General features: G+C 61.4%; 18 protein-coding genes. 8 read left to right on the top strand and 10 right to left on the bottom strand.

Annotation, left to right across the window (positions count from 1 at the left end):
• The first annotated feature begins 186 nt into the window (after positions 1–186).
• A complete protein-coding gene (locus tag RLEG4DRAFT_RS20060; protein ID WP_003579425.1) occupies positions 187–1,590 on the top strand; it encodes an L-serine ammonia-lyase in 1,404 nt (467 codons plus the stop codon).
• A 61-nt stretch (positions 1,591–1,651) separates the two neighbouring features.
• The gene (locus RLEG4DRAFT_RS20055; protein ID WP_003579422.1) at positions 1,652–2,089 is read left to right on the top strand and encodes a DUF1489 family protein; all 438 of its coding nucleotides are present in this window, start codon (positions 1,652–1,654) and stop codon (positions 2,087–2,089) included.
• A 103-nt stretch (positions 2,090–2,192) separates the two neighbouring features.
• Here RLEG4DRAFT_RS20055 and RLEG4DRAFT_RS20050 read toward each other — a convergent pair whose 3' ends face one another.
• The 7 genes from RLEG4DRAFT_RS20050 to RLEG4DRAFT_RS20020 all read right to left on the bottom strand — a co-directional run bounded on the left by RLEG4DRAFT_RS20050 (position 2,193) and on the right by RLEG4DRAFT_RS20020 (position 8,788).
• Positions 2,193–2,468, bottom strand: a complete 276-nt coding sequence (locus RLEG4DRAFT_RS20050) for a hypothetical protein (RefSeq protein WP_003572970.1) — start codon at positions 2,466–2,468, stop codon at positions 2,193–2,195.
• A 113-nt stretch (positions 2,469–2,581) separates the two neighbouring features.
• Complete coding sequence (locus RLEG4DRAFT_RS20045; protein WP_037093889.1) at positions 2,582–4,156, bottom strand: D-alanyl-D-alanine carboxypeptidase; 1,575 nt, start codon at positions 4,154–4,156, stop codon at positions 2,582–2,584.
• A 136-nt stretch (positions 4,157–4,292) separates the two neighbouring features.
• On the bottom strand, positions 4,293–5,078 hold the full coding sequence (locus tag RLEG4DRAFT_RS20040; RefSeq protein WP_003579419.1) for a hypothetical protein: 786 nt from the start codon (positions 5,076–5,078) through the stop codon (positions 4,293–4,295).
• 196 nt (positions 5,079–5,274) lie between these two features.
• Positions 5,275–5,880 carry a transglutaminase-like cysteine peptidase gene (locus RLEG4DRAFT_RS20035; protein WP_003579417.1) on the bottom strand — a complete coding sequence of 202 codons (606 nt, stop codon included), beginning with the start codon at positions 5,878–5,880 and terminating at the stop codon, positions 5,275–5,277.
• 365 nt (positions 5,881–6,245) lie between these two features.
• Positions 6,246–7,226 (bottom strand): prolyl aminopeptidase, encoded by a 981-nt coding sequence (pip, locus tag RLEG4DRAFT_RS20030; RefSeq protein ID WP_003579415.1) that lies wholly within the window; start codon positions 7,224–7,226, stop codon positions 6,246–6,248.
• 209 nt (positions 7,227–7,435) lie between these two features.
• Positions 7,436–8,047: a PilZ domain-containing protein gene (locus RLEG4DRAFT_RS20025; RefSeq protein ID WP_003579413.1), complete on the bottom strand. Its 612-nt coding sequence runs from the start codon at positions 8,045–8,047 to the stop codon at positions 7,436–7,438.
• Positions 8,048–8,170: 123 nt separating this feature from the next.
• A complete protein-coding gene (locus tag RLEG4DRAFT_RS20020) occupies positions 8,171–8,788 on the bottom strand; it encodes a PAS domain-containing protein (protein ID WP_003579412.1) in 618 nt (205 codons plus the stop codon).
• A gap of 289 nt (positions 8,789–9,077) precedes the next feature.
• Here RLEG4DRAFT_RS20020 and RLEG4DRAFT_RS20015 point away from each other — a divergent pair, with 289 nt between their 5' ends.
• Positions 9,078–9,869 carry a rhomboid family intramembrane serine protease gene (locus tag RLEG4DRAFT_RS20015; RefSeq protein WP_003579410.1) on the top strand — a complete coding sequence of 264 codons (792 nt, stop codon included), beginning with the start codon at positions 9,078–9,080 and terminating at the stop codon, positions 9,867–9,869.
• A 92-nt stretch (positions 9,870–9,961) separates the two neighbouring features.
• Positions 9,962–10,396, top strand: coding sequence for a CBS domain-containing protein (locus RLEG4DRAFT_RS20010; protein WP_003579408.1), 435 nt, complete (start codon positions 9,962–9,964; stop codon positions 10,394–10,396).
• A 65-nt stretch (positions 10,397–10,461) separates the two neighbouring features.
• Here the strand turns inward: RLEG4DRAFT_RS20010 and RLEG4DRAFT_RS20005 are convergent, their stop codons facing one another.
• The 3 genes from RLEG4DRAFT_RS20005 to folE all read right to left on the bottom strand — a co-directional run bounded on the left by RLEG4DRAFT_RS20005 (position 10,462) and on the right by folE (position 12,647).
• Positions 10,462–11,424: a patatin-like phospholipase family protein gene (locus RLEG4DRAFT_RS20005; protein ID WP_003579406.1), complete on the bottom strand. Its 963-nt coding sequence runs from the start codon at positions 11,422–11,424 to the stop codon at positions 10,462–10,464.
• A 130-nt stretch (positions 11,425–11,554) separates the two neighbouring features.
• Positions 11,555–12,007, bottom strand: a complete 453-nt coding sequence (gene hisI, locus RLEG4DRAFT_RS20000; protein ID WP_003579404.1) for a phosphoribosyl-AMP cyclohydrolase — start codon at positions 12,005–12,007, stop codon at positions 11,555–11,557.
• Between the two features lie 25 nt (positions 12,008–12,032).
• A complete protein-coding gene (gene folE / locus RLEG4DRAFT_RS19995) occupies positions 12,033–12,647 on the bottom strand; it encodes a GTP cyclohydrolase I FolE (protein WP_003579402.1) in 615 nt (204 codons plus the stop codon).
• Positions 12,648–12,957: 310 nt separating this feature from the next.
• Here folE and RLEG4DRAFT_RS19990 point away from each other — a divergent pair, with 310 nt between their 5' ends.
• The 4 genes from RLEG4DRAFT_RS19990 (at position 12,958) to thrS (ending at position 16,482) form a co-directional block, all read left to right on the top strand.
• Positions 12,958–13,404, top strand: a complete 447-nt coding sequence (locus RLEG4DRAFT_RS19990; protein WP_003579400.1) for an iron-sulfur cluster assembly scaffold protein — start codon at positions 12,958–12,960, stop codon at positions 13,402–13,404.
• 5 nt (positions 13,405–13,409) lie between these two features.
• Positions 13,410–13,814: a membrane protein insertion efficiency factor YidD gene (gene yidD, locus RLEG4DRAFT_RS19985; RefSeq protein WP_003579398.1), complete on the top strand. Its 405-nt coding sequence runs from the start codon at positions 13,410–13,412 to the stop codon at positions 13,812–13,814.
• A gap of 7 nt (positions 13,815–13,821) precedes the next feature.
• Positions 13,822–14,349, top strand: a complete 528-nt coding sequence (locus RLEG4DRAFT_RS19980; RefSeq protein ID WP_003579396.1) for a DUF1697 domain-containing protein — start codon at positions 13,822–13,824, stop codon at positions 14,347–14,349.
• A gap of 123 nt (positions 14,350–14,472) precedes the next feature.
• Positions 14,473–16,482: a threonine--tRNA ligase gene (thrS, locus tag RLEG4DRAFT_RS19975; RefSeq protein ID WP_003579394.1), complete on the top strand. Its 2,010-nt coding sequence runs from the start codon at positions 14,473–14,475 to the stop codon at positions 16,480–16,482.
• Positions 16,483–16,511 lie beyond the last annotated feature (29 nt).

The following is a 16,511-nucleotide window of genomic DNA, read 5'->3' as shown; positions in this document are numbered from 1 at the left end:
CAGTCTCCGCATGAAGTGCGGCCACCTTACATATGCATCGAAATGCTGCAATGACTGGTAAGGTGGGCCTCATCGTTTTAGTGTCCAGCCACAATGTCGCACCGGCTGCATGCGATGTCGGTGGCCCGCACGGATTGAAAACCGGCGTCGCTTAAGTTTGCATCCTCGTAATCAGAAGGCACATCCATGTTTCTCTCGGTATTCGATGTCTTCAAGATCGGTGTCGGGCCGTCGAGCTCGCACACGATGGGCCCGATGTCGGCCGCCAACCGGTTTCTCCAGCTGATTCTGTCGGACGAATGGCCGCGCCCGTCTTCGGGCGCGCAGGTCGTGGCGATCAAGGTCAGCCTGCACGGTTCGCTCGCCCATACCGGAATCGGCCACGGCACGGGCAGGGCCGTCATTCTCGGTCTGATGGGCGAGGCGCCCGACAGCGTCGATCCCGACAAGATGGACGGCATCGTCGACACGGTGGAACGCACCGGCCGTATCACCCCGGAGGGGCATCCCGGCTATCAGTTCCAGCCGAAGACCGACCTGATCTTCGACAAGAAACAGCCTCTGCCCGGCCACGCCAACGGCATGATCTTTTCCGCTTTTGACCGGGACGGCCGGCTGCTGGTCAAGCGCATCTATTATTCTGTCGGCGGCGGCTTCGTCGTTACCGACACCGAGCTGGAGCAGATGCGTGCGAAGAAGAACGCCGCCGGCGGCACGCGCGTGCCCTATCCTTTTTCGACCGCCAAACAGATGCTCGATATGGCGGAGCGCTCCGGGCTGTCGATCGCACAGATGAAACGGGCGAACGAGGAGAGCCAGCGCAGCCGCGAGGAGCTTGATCAGGGGCTCGACCGCATCTGGGAGGCAATGCGCTCCTGCATAGAGCGCGGCCTCAAGGTCGAGGGCATCATGCCGGGCGGCCTCAACGTCAAGCGCCGCGCCCGCAGGATTCACGATAAGCTGGAGGAGGAGTGGCGCAGCAACCGCGTCAACCCGCTGCTCGCCAATGACTGGCTGAGCGTCTATGCGATGGCCGTCAATGAGGAGAATGCCGCCGGCGGGCGCGTCGTGACGGCGCCGACCAACGGTGCGGCCGGGGTCATTCCGGCGACGATCCGCTACTACGAGCATTTCCATGAGGACTGGGATCAGAACGGCATCCGCGATTATCTGCTGACGGCCGCGGCCATCGGCGGCATCATCAAGCACAATGCCTCGATCTCGGGCGCCGAGGTCGGCTGTCAGGGCGAAGTCGGCTCGGCAGCGGCAATGGCGGCCGCGGGCCTTGCCGCCGTCATGGGCGGCACGCCGGAGCAGATCGAGAACGCCGCCGAGATCGCGCTTGAACATCACCTCGGCATGACCTGCGACCCGGTCGCCGGCTTGGTGCAGGTTCCCTGCATAGAGCGCAACGCGCTCGGCGCGGTCAAGGCGGTCACCGCGGCGTCGCTCGCGGTCAAGGGCGACGGCCAGCATTTTGTGCCGCTTGACGCCTGCATCGAGACGATGCGCCAGACCGGCCACGACATGAGCGAGAAATACAAGGAAACCTCGACCGGCGGCCTTGCCGTCAATGTCGTCGAGTGCTGAGTTGGTGGACGCTTGATGCTTCTTGCTTGACGCATGCCGCCAAAAGGATTTCAACGGCGGCATGGCATTGCATCTCATCAAACTCTGTGTCGGCGCCGACTCGATAGACGATCTGCGCGAATGGGTGGCTGAGCGGTCGCTCAGCGCCATCGCCGCCGGGCTCGAGCCGCATTCCGTGCATACGACGCGCATGGTGCCGAAACGCATGGAGGAGTTGCTCGACGGCGGCTCGCTCTATTGGGTGATCAAGGGGCAGGTGCAGGCGCGGCAGAAGCTGCTCGGCATCGAGACCTTCACCGACGGCGAGGGCATTTCGCGGTGCCGCCTGATGCTCGGGCCGGAGGTTATCGAGACGGCTGTGCAGCCGAAGCGTCCCTTCCAGGGCTGGCGTTATTACACTGAGGACGACGTGCCGCGGGACCTGATGAGCCTGGGGGCGGGTATTGTCGAAATGCCCGCGGACCTTCGCCGCGAGCTGACGGAGCTTGGCCTGCTGTAGAGCGGTTCAGCTTTTCACGGAAGCGCAGAACCGCTTCCCACTTGTCCTGAATTTGCGCGTCCCAAAAATCAAAACCGATTTTCTGTAGGCGGGCGCCCGCCGATCAGCGCAGGCGCAGCTGCACCGGCACACTGCCGTCCTGCGAGGTCACATGCAGATGGATGCGGGCTTCGGGTTGCGAATAGCGCCAGGCGCGGGCACCATGGCAAAGCAGCAGATTGATGAGGTCCCTGGTCTTTGGAGACTTCGCCTTCGGCCGCGGCAGGCCGATCTCGGCCAGGCGCATCGCCGCCTCGTGCAACGGATGCAGCGAAGAGCGCCCCTTGGCCGTCATCCGGCGGTCTGAAGGCATTCCCGGAACATTCTCATTGATCGCCATTGTTTTCCTCGTACGCAATACTGATCGAGTTCAAGAACGATGGCCGGAAACGCAAACACCGATTCCGGCCGTTACCGATGCCGCCGGCCATCTTGCTGGCAGCATCGAATAGCTCATTGGGCAGCCGCCCAGCACTTGATGCCGGCCTTCTTCAAGGCCTTGCAGGCATTGACCGCATCGCGCTGGTCATCGAAACCGCCGAAGCGGGCGCGGTAAAGCTCGTCACCGCCGGCGGCATAGGCGACGGCGAAAGGCTTTGCCGAGGCCAGCGCCTTGCCGCCCTTGCTTTTGGCGCTCTCCAGAAGATCCATGGCCAGCTGCCGGCTCGGCGAGACGCCGACCTGCACGACCCAGCCGGAAGGGCCGTTGCTGCTTGAAGCGACCTTGGCCGAGGTCGGGGTGGTCGAAGCGGTGGTGACGTTGTCAACCGCCGTATCGGCCGGTTCCGGCTGCGTGGAAGCGGGTGCCGGCTTCGGAACGGCGAGCGATGCCTGCTTTTTGAAGGTCGTGGTCTTGACCTTGGTCGGCGCCGGCATCGGCTGAGCAACCAGCGGATTGTCCGATTTCGGCTGAGCGGTCTCGGTATAGGCGACCTCGGTCTCGGCGACCTGATAGCGGGCATCCGGCAGCGGGCCTTTATGCGGCAGGCTGAGATCGGCAGCGGCTGCCGCCACCGGCGGCTGCGCTGCGATGATCGTCTTTGCCACTTGCGGCTGAGCCTTCTGCGGCATGACCGGAGCCGGTGTCTCGATCATCGCCGGGGCAGGGGCCGCCTGAGCGATCAGTGCCGACGATCCGCCGCGGCTCGATGCCTTCGGCAAATAGGTGGCGATCAGATTGCGCATCTGGGCATCGCGGGCAGGCGTCGAGGCGCCGCCGAGCACGACGCCGACGATCGACTTGCCGTCGACCTGCACGGAGCTGACCAGATTGAAGCCGGCGGCGCGGGTATATCCCGTCTTGATGCCGTCGACGCCGCGCACTGAACCGACCAGGCGGTTGTGGCTGCGGATCGTGCGGGTGCCGAACTTGAAGGCGCGAGTGGAGAAATAGCCGTAATATTGCGGGAAATGCTGGCGAAGGGCGATACCGAGGCGGGCCTGGTCACGCGCCGTCGTCATCTGTGCCGTGTTCGGCAGGCCGTTGGCGTTGCGATAAGTGGTGCGCGTCATGCCGAGCGCATGCGCCTTGGCGGTCATCAACTGGGCGAACCGATCCTCGCTGCCGCCGCCGAGCATTTCGCCAAGCGCGGTTGCGGCATCATTGGCCGACAGGGTGACGAGGCCGAGAATGCCCTGCTCGACGGTGATCGTACCGCCGGCGCGAACACCGAGCTTGGTCGGCGCCTGGGCTGCCGCATGGGCGGAGAAGGGAACCGGCGTATCGAGACGGATGCGACCTTGCTCCAGTGCCTCGAACGTCATGTAGATGGTCATCATCTTGGTCAATGAGGCGGGATATTGCAGCCGATCGGCATTCTCGCTGTAGAGAACATTGCCGGTCTTGGCGTCGACGACGATGCCCGCATATTTCGAATTCGCCGCTTCCGCTTCGGCATTGACCGAATCGACCAGGACGACCGTGAGGGCCACCGAAAGAATCGCCATGAGCTTTGCAAAAAAGCTGCCGGATCGGGACGATGATACGGAGGAGACTGACCTAGACACTATTCCACTCTTCGCTTGCATTTCAGATATTTAGCATTCGGATATTCGGCTCCGGGATGGCACGCCTCCCGCAGCACAGCCCGTCTTTTGAATGTACCGATTGGGCGTTACCAATCCGTTTATGATGAATCGTTTATTTCGATGTTCGGGAAGCATTTTAGGGACTTGTCGCAGAACGGTTCATAAGACGCGCTTCCACAAAGGTGCGGATAGCGGCATCAATATGTTCCCAGTCGTTAAGATGGCTGCTGGAGAAGCGGTAGAGAACGCTGAGATCCCTGCCGACCTTGATATCGCGCTGACAATCGCCGCTTGCCGACTCGCCCGGCACGGACGGCAAGATGCAGCGCACGACGTAGTCCGGTCCGCCCTTGACGGGTGCCGTCAGCAGCACCTCATCGCCGTAACCCGCGTCGGCGCGAAGACGGTGCAGCGTCAGACCCTCACGGAAGGGCTCGGCCGGCCCTTCGAGCAGGTGTGAATAGATCGGCTCCAGCCGCCCGGACATATCCCGCGACATAGTGCTCTGGGTAATCTGCAGGAAGATCAGACCGGCGGATTGGCCGATATCGTCGAATCGAAGATGGTTTTCCTTGCCGTAGCCCTGCATCTCAGGCCAGGCGAGGTAGAGATCGACACGCTCAGTCGCGCCGTCATGCCTTTGACTGGGGAAACGGATGGCATTCTCTGGGAATTTCACGGTGTCGCGGCCGATGGCCAGCGTGATTTCAGCCGTGCTGTCGGTATTGCCGGCCAGCGAGATATGCCGTCCGAACCAACGGCCGCCGATGCTGATGGCAACCGTCAGCACGGCAAGAACTGATATCACCGCCATTGTGCGGAGGAGAAAGCCCATGGAAAAAAGTGGCTGTTCGTCGGGTGCGCTGTGCGCGGCATGGCTCATGGCGGTGCTTCGTGTTTCGGTCCGCCGCAGGAGGAACATGAGCCGCCGGTGCCGATGATGAGTCTGATTGGCATGATCAGACCGGCACGGTTAATAATTCACTAAGATTTCAGCTGTGTGGGCCGCACGAAACGAAAGCCTGTCCCAAAAAGGGTGAGCCGTTCCCGGGACAGCGGGAACGGCTCTTGGGGCGCCGGTCGGGACGAAATGCGGGGACTGACCGGGCCGCAGTCTGTTACTTGACGCTACCGACCGCGACAGCGCGGCCGTCCTGGAGCTTCGACCAGCGGGCCGGATTGTCGGCAGACTGACGCTTCAGGTAGGTGTATTCGGTATCCGACCAGAGCAGCACCTTGTTGCGCATGTTGTCGAGAATGAAGTCGCCGTGATCGGTGCGGACCGTCAGCACGGCATGGCCTTCGCCGTTCGGCTGCAGCACGACAGTGATCAGCGTGTCGGACGGCGAGAAGCCGTCTTCGATCAGCATCTTGCGCTTCAGCAGGGCATAATCCTCACAGTCGCCGGCAGTTGTGGGATAGGCCCAGCGTTCTTCGACGCCGTAAATCTGTTCATCGGTCTCCGGCTGGATCGTCGAATTGACGGTGTAATTGACCTTGAGGATTTCCTTCCAGCGATCCTCGGTAAGGATGGCCGGCCCGGCATCGCCGCCTGCAAAGGCGCATTCCGTCGGATTCGCCTTGCAGAATTCATAGTGCCCGATCGGCGGGCTGGCATTACCTGCCAAGGCCATGCTGGCGGGCATCGCTTGTCCCGAACCCGCCATTGCCATCATGAGGGCACCGGCCAAAAGGCCGCCTTTCAGGATGTTTGCAGTTGTCATTGCCGTCTCCCTGTAAGTTGAGGCGACAATGACACGGACGTTTTTATCTCACGGAAAATTACGCAATAGAATTAAAGGCTTAGTTGATTCAAATGCCGATAAAACCTGACTAAAAACCAAGTCGAATGCGACTAAAATTTGATGCGGATTTGTCTCGAAATCGATTAAAATTGTAATTCCCGCAACAAGGCTTTCACCCGCGAAAAGCTTGCATTGCCGTCCGGGCGTTAAGGATTTTCGTTGAGCCGGGTAAAGGCCGGTTGCGGTCCGGCGGCGCGCAAAGTGCAGGCAATGCCGCCGGAATCGATCGATTCGACCCGCGCGAAGCAGGCTATCGCTCGGATTCTCAGATTCCGGCGGCAAAATTATTTTTGATGGAGATAGCGAAATCGATCGGTGGCGGCGACGATCGCGGCGCTCATATCGGGATTTGCGGTGGAATGGGCGGCATGCGGAAGAATCTGCAGCTCGCTTTGCGGCCAGGCGCGGGCCAGTTCCCAGGCGGTGACCAGCGGCGCCTCGATATCGAACCGGCCCTGCAGCAGGATCGCTGGAATACCTGTCAGCCGGTCAGCGTTGCTCAGAAGCTGGCCATCCTCCAGCCAGGCGCCATTGATAAAATAGTGGGTGATGATGCGGGCACGCGTCAGCAAATAGGCCGGATCGACCCAGCGGCGCGGCAACCCATGGGGATCGGCGAGCAGGATGGACGCCGCTTCCCAGGCATGCCAGTCGCGCGCCGCTTTCAGGCGCGTCTCGAAGTTCGGATGGTTGAGGAGAGAATGATAGGCGGCAACCATGTCCTGGTCTTGGTCCTGCCCCGGGCTCCCTGAGGAAGCCGCGTGGCGGAAACGGTGCCATTCTTCCGGGAAGAGCGGCGCCATGCCGCGATAGAGCCAGTCGACTTCCGATCGCCTTGTGGTGGTCACACCTGCTAGGACGACCGCGGCGACGCGCTCAGGATGGGTTTCGGCATAGGCGAGGGCCAGGGTCGAGCCCCAGGAATTGCCGAAAATTAGCCATGCACCGACGCCGAAGAAGAGCCGCAGCCGCTCGATATCGGCAACGAGATGCCAGGTGGTGTTGAGGGAGAGATCGGTTTTTGGATCGGCAGCACTCGGCAGACTGCGTCCGCAATTGCGCTGATCGAACAGAATGATTCGGTAGGTGTCAGGATCGAAATGACGCCGCGCCGTGGTGGTACATCCGGAGCCGGGTCCGCCATGCAGCACCAGCGCCGGCCGGCCCGCCGGATTGCCGCAGGCCTCCCAATAGATCAGATTGCCGTCGCCCCTGTCGAGCAGGCCGTGATCATAGGGTTCGATTTCCGGATAGAGAGATGACATCGTTCTGCCTGTCGCAGGTTGTTCGACTCATAATATTATCGCTGAATGGTTGGAACGACTTGCGACAGGATTTCGCTCCTGCTTTCCAAAGCCGGATTCGTTGCCTCTTGCTGATCTGTTGCCGTGAAACCCAGGCTTTTCAACGCGACCTGACCGGGTGCGCGCCCCGGCAAGCGCATTCGCGCCACGGTCACGCTATCAGCGGTCTCTCAGAGGAATTCGCGCAGCGTCTCGCGGGACTGGATCGACAGGAATTCGATCGCCACACCTTCGACGAAATGGCGTACGACGCGGCCGCGCATGTTGCCGAGCCGCACTGCGGTTCCGATCGAGGGGCGCATCTCGACGTCGACGGCGGCGCCCGATAGCGACAAGTCCATGATACGGCAGGTATAACGTGTGCCGTCCTCAAGCGTCAGTTCGGTATCGGTGTCGCGTGGCGTCAGACGGTCATGACGGCGATCTTCCGGCAGGCCGAGCTCATGTTTGTTGGCAAGCCAGGTGAGCTGGGCGGCGAGCTTCTCTCGCTTCCGCTCGGTGGCGTTGATCGACATGGTGAAGCCGCGGCTATCGATGGTCTGGACATAACCTTCGACGCGGCCGAGATGATCGATATAGGCGACGACGCGTTCGTTGGCGCGTGGCCGGCCAAGGCAGGTGACGTACATGTCGCCAGGCGACATGTCGATCACCATGCACTCGAACTCCTCGTAATTGGCGAGCATCAGCCGGCCCTGCATATTGATGGGCACACGCTGAAAAACGCCCTGTTCAGGGCGCGGCGCAGGTCGTTGCGTCTGAGCTGGCTGGAACGAGTGCATCAATAGGCTTCTTCGTCAAATGTGAGAGTGCGATCATTACCCGCAATCCATTAACAGAAGGTTGTCTTGCCTCATTCTCATATAGCCGAAAACGAGTATGCCCGATGTCCTGAAACGGGACGGTCAGCGGGCCTCCGCGCTCGTCAGCAGCTGCGACACCATTCGGCGCATGACCTGCCCGAAACCGGCGCTTTTGCTGGCGACGATTTCGTTAATGGGGCGAAGTTCAGCGGCTTCAGCATTGGCGAATTTTCCGGGCAGCAGACGGCTGCGGTCGAGAGCCAGGAATTCGAGCGGCACGATCTCCAGCCAGCTCGCAGCCGCCGTGGGGGCGATCGCGCCGAGCAGCCGGTCGCAGGCGCCGCCCGGCGAGCGCAGCGGCATCATGATGATTTCGAAGGAGGCCTGATGACCGACGGTGCTGTAGCCGGTCGCATTGAACAGGGCCGGCATGGCGTGATCCATGACGCCCATCGCCGTGCGTTCGATGTCGGCGTGCTGACCGTTTGCCCAGAGTGAGGAGAAGCGTGCGCCGCGCAGGTCCCGCCCGAACAGATCGCAGATGCGGGTGCCGGCGAGGCGGAAGCCGATCTCACCTGCCTCGTACGTCTCGAGAATAAAGAGGCTTTGAAGCAGATGCGGCACGGCGGAGGGTTCGACCTGCGATTTCAGCGGCGCATCGGCTGCGCCGCGGATACGGTTCCAGTAGTCAAAAATTTCGATGGTCGTTTGCACACGCATTTTTCACCAACCTGTCCCATTCCGGGTCATTTTCGGGCACTCATTGCCCCTACAGGCTCTACCTTGCGGATTTCATGCCAACTCGCGGCAGTTAAGGTTAAGAAAGGGTTTTGAGATGCGGTGCCTATCGTGACACTGTCCGGTCATCGCTTCGACTTTCGAAGTTCAGCACAACCTACCCGGGCCGAGGTCTTTCCTTGAACTCCCGGCATGCCGTCCGGCACTTCGGACGGCTTTTTTTTTGACAGGTGCTCCTGTATGGCTGTGGCCTCAACGAGGCTATATTGAAATGAATGAGCAGACGGCCGAGCCGCATAAGGCGCCCGAACCTCCCGAGGTCCAGCCGCCGGCAAAGCCGCCGCGGGTGCCGGTCTTCAACCTTCCACCGGCGCTGTTCTACAGCCTTTGTCTGCTTGTCGTCATTTATGCGGTGCAGGAGCTCGTGCTCTCCGACGATGCGCTGAGCTGGCTGTTCTTCACCTTCGGCTTCGTTCCCGCCCGCTATATCATTCCGCTGTCGCAGCAGGGGCCGGAATTGTTCTGGACGCCCGTTACCTATTCGCTGCTGCACGGCAGCGTCCAGCATATCGTCTTCAACGGCTTCTGGCTGATGGCCTTCGGCGCCCCGGTCGCGCGGCGCATCGGCACGCTGCGTTTCGTGCTCTTCTGGCTTTTCTCGGCGGTCGCCTCCGCCGTCCTGCACGCGGTCTTGAACTGGGGGGATGTGTCACTTTTGATCGGCGCGTCCGGCGTCATCTCAGGGCTGATGGGTGCTGCCTGCCGATTCGCCTTTCCGGCCGAACGGCGGCCGATGCTGCCTGCGCATCTCAACGCCCGGCTTTCGATCGCCGAGGCGCTGCAGAGCCGGACCGTCGTCATCTTCATGCTGCTCTGGCTGGTTGGCAACGCCTTGATCGCCGTCGGCATTCCTCTCGTCGGCGACAGCGACCAGCCCATTGCCTGGGACGCCCATATCGGCGGATTCGTCTTCGGCTTCCTGCTGTTTTCGCTGTTCGACCGGGCGCCGCGCCCACCGGTGACGGAAGCCGCCGATACGCAGAAGGATATGTTGCAATCCTGAGCCGGGCAGTGCACCATTCGATCTATCCGCGATGGGGGGAGAAACCGCCGCGGATGCCTGTGACAAGTGTTTCACGGACATAGGAGGTTCGAATGACCAGTTCAGTCAAAGCAATTCTCGACCTGAAGGGCAGGGACGTTTTCACCGCCGGGCCGAACACCACCGTCGCCGAAGCGGCGGTCATCCTCAGCAAGAAAAAGATCGGCGCTATCGTTGTCGTCGGCATGGAGAACCGGATTTCCGGCATGTTCACCGAGCGCGATCTCGTGCATGCGATCGCCAAATATGGCAAGGACGGGCTCGACCAGACGCTCGCCCAGGTCATGACCGCGAAGGTCTACCGCTGCCATGAGGAGACGACCGTCAACGAGCTGATGGAACTGATGACCAGCCGTCGTTTCCGCCACGTGCCGGTGGAAAGCAACGGCAAGCTTTCCGGCATCATCTCGATCGGCGACGTGGTGAAATCACGCATCGCCGAAGTCGAGCGCGAGGCCGAGGAGATCAAGGCCTATATCGCCGGCTGAGGTGTTCGCCGGCCTCGTGGGGCTGACATCGCTGTCCTAAAGCCGGGGCGCTTTTGGACACAGCGTCAGGGTTGGCTGGCGTAGACTTCCTGCATGCGTTTGATTTCGGGCAGCCTGGCCCTGGCTTCCTCATAGCCGCGTTCGATCGCTTCGCCGGCCCGGTGGAATTCCGACAGGCCGATGTAACTCAGACGCGGCTGCAGCGAAATGTCCGGCGGGTCGCCGGCAAGGCGGGCGCGGGCAATCCTGTCCTGAATAATGTTGAAAGCCTGCACCATGACGCCGGTCATGCCGAGACGGGCATAGGGCGCCTCTTCCTGCTTTTGCACTTCCTGCGGCGAGAGGCTGGCATTGTGCCGGACGACGGCCGAGCGGCCATAGAGATCGTAATTGAGATTGACGGCGACAACGAGCGGCTGCTCGTAGGCGCGGCAGACGGAGACGGGGACGGGATTGACCAGTGCGCCGTCGACCAGCGTGCGGTGATTGCTGCGCACCGGCTCGAAAATGCCGGGCAGGGCATAGGAGGCGCGCAGCGCCGTAATCAGCGAACCATTGGCGATCCACACCTCGTGACCGGTATTGACCTCGGCAGCGACGGCGACGAACGGCCGGTCGAGATCCTCGACGTTCAGGCCTTCGAGATGTTCCTGCATGCGCTTGGTCAGCCGCATGCCGCCGAACAGGCCGCTGCCGCCGATGGTGAGATCGAGCAGGCTCGCGATGCGGCGCATGGTCAGCGAGCGGGCGAAAGTTTCGAGTTCATCGAGTTTTCCGGCGAGATAGCAGCCGCCGACCAGCGCGCCGATCGAGGTGCCGGCAATCATGCCGATCTCGACCTTAGCCTCGTCGAGGGCGCGCAGCACGCCGATATGGGCCCAGCCGCGGGCCGCACCGCCGCCGAGCGCCAGCGCGATCTTGATTTTCTTGAGGGGTGCGGGGGGTGGGACGGTCTCGAGTGTGGTCGACATGCCGGAACCGGGGCCTTCGCCTTCAGAGCTTTGACGATGCAAATTCCAGCTCAGCATGGCGCTCTCCCCTCCCAGCAGAACACATGGTATCCGATAGTGTGCCCGATCAGTTTCCAAATGGTATATAGAGGCGGATTCTGGCGCAATAAGGAGCAGATCCCGGGAAATTCCGGCTCCATTTCCGAGGCTATTTTCCGTAAACGTCCTGCGGATCGAAATGACGCTCGTCGTCGACGATATCGAGCATCGGCTTTCCATCCTGAAGCGTGATGGTCCTATAGAAGCAGGAGCGGCGGCCGGTGTGACAGGTGGCGTCATGGCCGGCGACCTCGACCTTCAGCCAGATTGCGTCCTGGTCGCAATCGGTGCGAATTTCCTTCACCGTCTGGAGATTGCCCGAGGTCTCGCCCTTCTTCCAGAGCTTGCCGCGCGAACGGCTGAAATAGTGAGCCGTGCCGGTCTGAATGGTCAGTGCCAAGGCCTGGGCGTTCATATGCGCCACCATCAGCAGCTCGCCGTCGCCGGCGTCGGTGACGATCGCGGTGATCAGGCCACGGTCGTCGAAACGCGGCGTGAAATCGCCGGCGTCTTCCAACGCCGACTTGTCCTCGGATGGTTGACTGAAGATCAATTGGCTCATCGCGGCCCTCCTGAGGGAGCCGGTATCAGCGGCTCCGCACCATGGTCATGAAACGGGCCTGATCGGCCGGCTCGGTCTTGAACGTTCCGGTAAAGGTGGTCGTCAAGGTGGTCGAGCCCTGCTTCTGAACGCCGCGCATCGCCATGCACATATGTTCGGCCTCGATCATCACCGCGACACCGCGCGGGTTAAGCGTATCGTCGATTGCCCGGGCAATCTGCGCCGTCATCGTTTCCTGGGTTTGCAGGCGGCGGCCATAGATCTCGACGACACGGGCAATCTTCGACAGGCCGAGCACACGCCCGTCCGGCATGTAGGCGACGTGAGCCTTGCCGATGATCGGCACCATGTGGTGTTCGCAATGCGAGAAGAACGGAATGTCCTTGACGAGGACCATGTCGTCATAGCCGGCGACCTCTTCGAAGGTGCGGCCGAGCACGTCTTCCGGCGCCAAGTCGTAACCGGAAAAAAGCTCGCGGTAGGATTTGACGACACGAGCCGGCGTTTCGATCAGGCCTTCGCGCGTCGGGTTCTCACCGGCCCAGCGCAGCAGGACGCGAACGGCTTCCTCCGCCTCCTGCTGGGAGGGGCGATCGGAGTCGCGGTTCGTCTGCGGAAAGTTCTTTACGATGGCGTCCATGAACAATGGTCTCCTGGTCCGCACCGCGGACCGATCTGTCGGAATCGCCACTGGTCAATCCCATGCGGGAATTCATGCACCTTTGGCAGGCTCCGGGGCTTTCGAGGCGCATTCAACGCCCGTCCGGCACGGTTTCCCAATCAAACTTACACGAGGCCATTGCATTTTAATGGCCTTCGAACGACATACATATAGGAATACGGCCATCGTATGTAAGTATCCTCAGATGACACGGTGTGTTTTTTGTTTCAATAACAATAACAGCCCTTATTGAGGCCGATCCGCAGCGATTTTGGAGCGGAAATCCAACATGGACGACATCTACAACAGCAAGATCCTCGAATTCGCCGGCAATATTCCGTTGACCGGCACGCTGCCTGACGCCGATGCCAGCGCCCAGGCCTATTCGAAGCTTTGCGGCTCGAAGGTCACGATCTGGCTGAAGATGGACGGTGATACCGTCACCGGTTTTGCCCATGACGTGAAGGCCTGCGCGCTCGGCCAGGCCTCCTCCTCGATCATGGCCCGCCATGTGGTCGGCGCCACATCGGGCGAATTGCGCCAGGCCCGCCGGGATATGCTTGCCATGTTGAAGGCGGATGGGGCAGGCCCGGAAGGCCGGTTCGAAGACATGCGTTATCTGCTGCCGGTGCGCGACTACAAGGCCCGCCATGCCTCGACGATGCTGACCTTCGATGCCGTCGTCGATGCGATCGGCCAGATCGAGGCGAAACGGGCGGAAGTTGTCGAGGCGTAACCAAGATGTGCGAATTCTGTGCCCTGCAGGCAGGCGATGAGGATGACGGCGGCGCCGCCGGACCTGAAAAGCCGCGCCAAAAGGCCGCACGCAGTTCGCGCAACTATACCGGGCCGTTCCGCAAGTCCCCCGACCGCCTGCTCGGCATGGGTTTCATCCGCCTCTATCAGCTGACGCTGTCGGGCTTTGTCGGCAATTCCTGCCGCCATATACCGAGCTGCTCCGAATATGGCTACGAGTCGATCGCCCGCCACGGGTTGTGGGCCGGCGGCTGGATGACGCTGTTTCGCGTCGGCCGCTGCGGCCCGGGCGGCACCAGCGGCCTCGACCAGGTGCCGGAGACGCTCGGCGAATACTTCCGCTGGTGGATGCTGTGGCGGTATCTCTCGCTCGGACGGAAGAAAGGCTGAGCGCGCCATGAGCACTTTCATCGCCCTTCTGCACAGCATTGTCCTGACGCCCGACCGCCGCGTCATCATGGAAGATCTGCGCGCGCTTGCCAAAGATCTTGGCTATCGCGAACCGCGCACATTGGTATCCACGGGCAATCTCATCTTCGAGGCCGATGAAATGCGGCCGCACGAACTCGAGGTCGCGCTGGAAGAGGGGTTCGAAGAGAGATTCGGCAAACATGTCGATATCATCGTGCGCAGCGACTGCACCTGGATGGCACTTTGCGGCACCAATCCCTTCAGGGACGGCAGCGGCGACCAGGTCATCGTCCGGGTGATGCGCCTGCCGGTCGACCCGGAGAAGGTGGAGGCGCTGAAACCGCTGATGACGGAGGGGCAGCGCATCGCCGTCGTCGGCGGCGATCTGTGGATCGATTTCGCCGGCAAGCCGAGCCAGTCCAAGCTGCTTTCGGCGCTGACAACCAAGCGCATAGGCGTCGGCACGATGCGCAACTGGAACACCGTGTGCGGCCTCGCCCAAATGATCATGTAGGCCGGCTGCTTCTTTACTCCCGCGGCAAATCTGAGTATCAGGCGGCAGCGCATCCGAAAACCGGAGGCGCTTCCATTTCAACCACCCGCATTCGTTGGCGGGACTGGACAAGGAGAAATTTTGATGTCTGACGCCATTTCCCTGACATTTCCCGATGGTTCCGTGCGCAGCTTTCCAGCTGGCGCGACCGGCAGGGATGTCGCCGAATCCATTTCGAAGTCGCTCGCCAAGAGCGCGGTCGCCATTGCTCTCGACGGCGTTGTGCAGGACCTTTCCGATGCCGTCAAAGATGGCAAGATCGAGATCATCACCCGCAAGGACGGCCGCGCGCTGGAACTCATCCGCCATGACGCTGCGCACGTCATGGCTGAAGCGGTGCAGGAACTCTGGCCCGGCACGCAGGTGACGATCGGCCCGGTCATCGAAAACGGCTTCTATTACGACTTCGCCAAGAACGAGCCCTTCACGCCCGACGATCTGCCGAAGATCGAAAAGAAGATGAAGGAGATCATCGCCCGTAACGCCGCTTTCACCAAGCAGGTATGGTCGCGCGAGAAGGCCAAGGAGGTTTTTGCCGCCAAGGGCGAGCAGTACAAGGTCGAACTCGTCGACGCGATCCCGGAAGGGCAGGATCTGAAGATCTACCATCAGGGCGACTGGTTCGATCTTTGCCGCGGCCCGCATATGGCCTCCACCGGCCAGATCGGCACGGCCTTCAAGCTGATGAAGGTTGCCGGCGCCTATTGGCGCGGCGACAGCAACAACGCCATGCTGTCGCGCATCTACGGCACGGCATGGGCCGACCAGGCCGATCTCGACAACTACCTGCATATGCTGGCGGAAGCCGAAAAGCGCGACCACCGCAAGCTCGGCCGCGAAATGGACTTGTTCCATTTCCAGGAAGAAGGCCCGGGTGTCGTCTTCTGGCACGGCAAGGGCTGGCGCATCTTTCAGTCGCTCGTCTCCTATATGCGTCGCCGGCTCGCCGTCGATTATGAAGAAGTCAACGCGCCGCAGGTGCTCGACACCGCGCTCTGGGAAACTTCGGGTCACTGGGGCTGGTATCAGGAAAACATGTTCGCCGTGAAATCGGCACATGCGATGACGCATCCGGACGACAAGGAAGCGGATAACCGCGTCTTTGCGCTGAAGCCGATGAACTGCCCCGGCCACGTGCAGATCTTCAAGCATGGCTTGAAGTCCTATCGCGAACTGCCGATCCGCCTCGCCGAATTCGGCCTGGTGCATCGCTACGAGCCGTCGGGCGCGTTGCACGGACTGATGCGCGTGCGCGGTTTCACCCAGGACGACGCGCACATTTTCTGCACCGACGAGCAGATGGCCGCCGAGTGCCTGAAAATCAACGATCTCATTCTGTCGGTCTATGAAGACTTCGGCTTCAAGGAAATCGTCGTCAAGCTTTCGACCCGGCCGGAAAAGCGCGTCGGTTCCGACGCACTCTGGGATCGCGCCGAAGCCGTCATGACCGACGTGCTGAAAACCATCGAGGCGCAGTCCGATGGGCGCATCAAGACCGGCATTCTGCCGGGCGAAGGCGCATTCTACGGACCGAAGTTCGAATATACGCTGAAGGATGCGATCGGCCGCGAATGGCAGTGCGGCACGACGCAGGTCGATTTCAATCTGCCGGAACGTTTCGGCGCCTTCTATATCGACAGCAACTCCGAAAAGACGCAGCCGGTGATGATCCATCGCGCCATCTGTGGCTCGATGGAACGCTTCCTCGGTATCCTGATCGAAAACTTCGCCGGCCATCTGCCGCTGTGGGTTTCGCCGCTGCAGGTGGTGGTGGCGACGATCACCTCGGAAGCCGATGCCTACGGGCTTGAGGTGGCCGAGGCGCTGCGCGAGGCCGGCCTCAACGTCGAGACCGATTTCCGCAACGAGAAGATCAACTACAAGGTCCGCGAACACTCGGTCACCAAGGTGCCCGTCATCATCGTCTGCGGCAGGAAGGAAGCCGAGGAGCGCACGGTCAACATCCGCCGCCTCGGCAGCCAGGAGCAGGTTTCGATGGGGCTCGATGCCGCCGTCGACAGCCTGACCCTCGAAGCGACGCCGCCCGACCTCCGTCGCAAGGCCGAAGCAAAGAAAGCCAAGGCGGCTGCCTGACGAACGCCTCTATCCGACAGCGCCGGTCT

Source organism: Rhizobium leguminosarum bv. trifolii WSM2297, assembly GCF_000271845.1.
This window is presented reverse-complemented; position numbering and strand designations above follow the sequence as displayed.

Coding starts and splice junctions, on each gene's coding strand:
- RLEG4DRAFT_RS20060 (WP_003579425.1), top strand. CDS start 187: ATGTTTCTCTCGGTATTCGATGTCTTCAAGATCGGTGTCGGGCCGTCG.
- RLEG4DRAFT_RS20055 (WP_003579422.1), top strand. CDS start 1,652: ATGGCATTGCATCTCATCAAACTCTGTGTCGGCGCCGACTCGATAGAC.
- RLEG4DRAFT_RS20050 (WP_003572970.1), bottom strand. CDS start 2,468: ATGGCGATCAATGAGAATGTTCCGGGAATGCCTTCAGACCGCCGGATG.
- RLEG4DRAFT_RS20045 (WP_037093889.1), bottom strand. CDS start 4,156: ATGCAAGCGAAGAGTGGAATAGTGTCTAGGTCAGTCTCCTCCGTATCA.
- RLEG4DRAFT_RS20040 (WP_003579419.1), bottom strand. CDS start 5,078: ATGTTCCTCCTGCGGCGGACCGAAACACGAAGCACCGCCATGAGCCAT.
- RLEG4DRAFT_RS20035 (WP_003579417.1), bottom strand. CDS start 5,880: ATGACAACTGCAAACATCCTGAAAGGCGGCCTTTTGGCCGGTGCCCTC.
- pip (WP_003579415.1), bottom strand. CDS start 7,226: ATGTCATCTCTCTATCCGGAAATCGAACCCTATGATCACGGCCTGCTC.
- RLEG4DRAFT_RS20025 (WP_003579413.1), bottom strand. CDS start 8,047: ATGCACTCGTTCCAGCCAGCTCAGACGCAACGACCTGCGCCGCGCCCT.
- RLEG4DRAFT_RS20020 (WP_003579412.1), bottom strand. CDS start 8,788: ATGCGTGTGCAAACGACCATCGAAATTTTTGACTACTGGAACCGTATC.
- RLEG4DRAFT_RS20015 (WP_003579410.1), top strand. CDS start 9,078: ATGAATGAGCAGACGGCCGAGCCGCATAAGGCGCCCGAACCTCCCGAG.
- RLEG4DRAFT_RS20010 (WP_003579408.1), top strand. CDS start 9,962: ATGACCAGTTCAGTCAAAGCAATTCTCGACCTGAAGGGCAGGGACGTT.
- RLEG4DRAFT_RS20005 (WP_003579406.1), bottom strand. CDS start 11,424: ATGCTGAGCTGGAATTTGCATCGTCAAAGCTCTGAAGGCGAAGGCCCC.
- hisI (WP_003579404.1), bottom strand. CDS start 12,007: ATGAGCCAATTGATCTTCAGTCAACCATCCGAGGACAAGTCGGCGTTG.
- folE (WP_003579402.1), bottom strand. CDS start 12,647: ATGGACGCCATCGTAAAGAACTTTCCGCAGACGAACCGCGACTCCGAT.
- RLEG4DRAFT_RS19990 (WP_003579400.1), top strand. CDS start 12,958: ATGGACGACATCTACAACAGCAAGATCCTCGAATTCGCCGGCAATATT.
- yidD (WP_003579398.1), top strand. CDS start 13,410: ATGTGCGAATTCTGTGCCCTGCAGGCAGGCGATGAGGATGACGGCGGC.
- RLEG4DRAFT_RS19980 (WP_003579396.1), top strand. CDS start 13,822: ATGAGCACTTTCATCGCCCTTCTGCACAGCATTGTCCTGACGCCCGAC.
- thrS (WP_003579394.1), top strand. CDS start 14,473: ATGTCTGACGCCATTTCCCTGACATTTCCCGATGGTTCCGTGCGCAGC.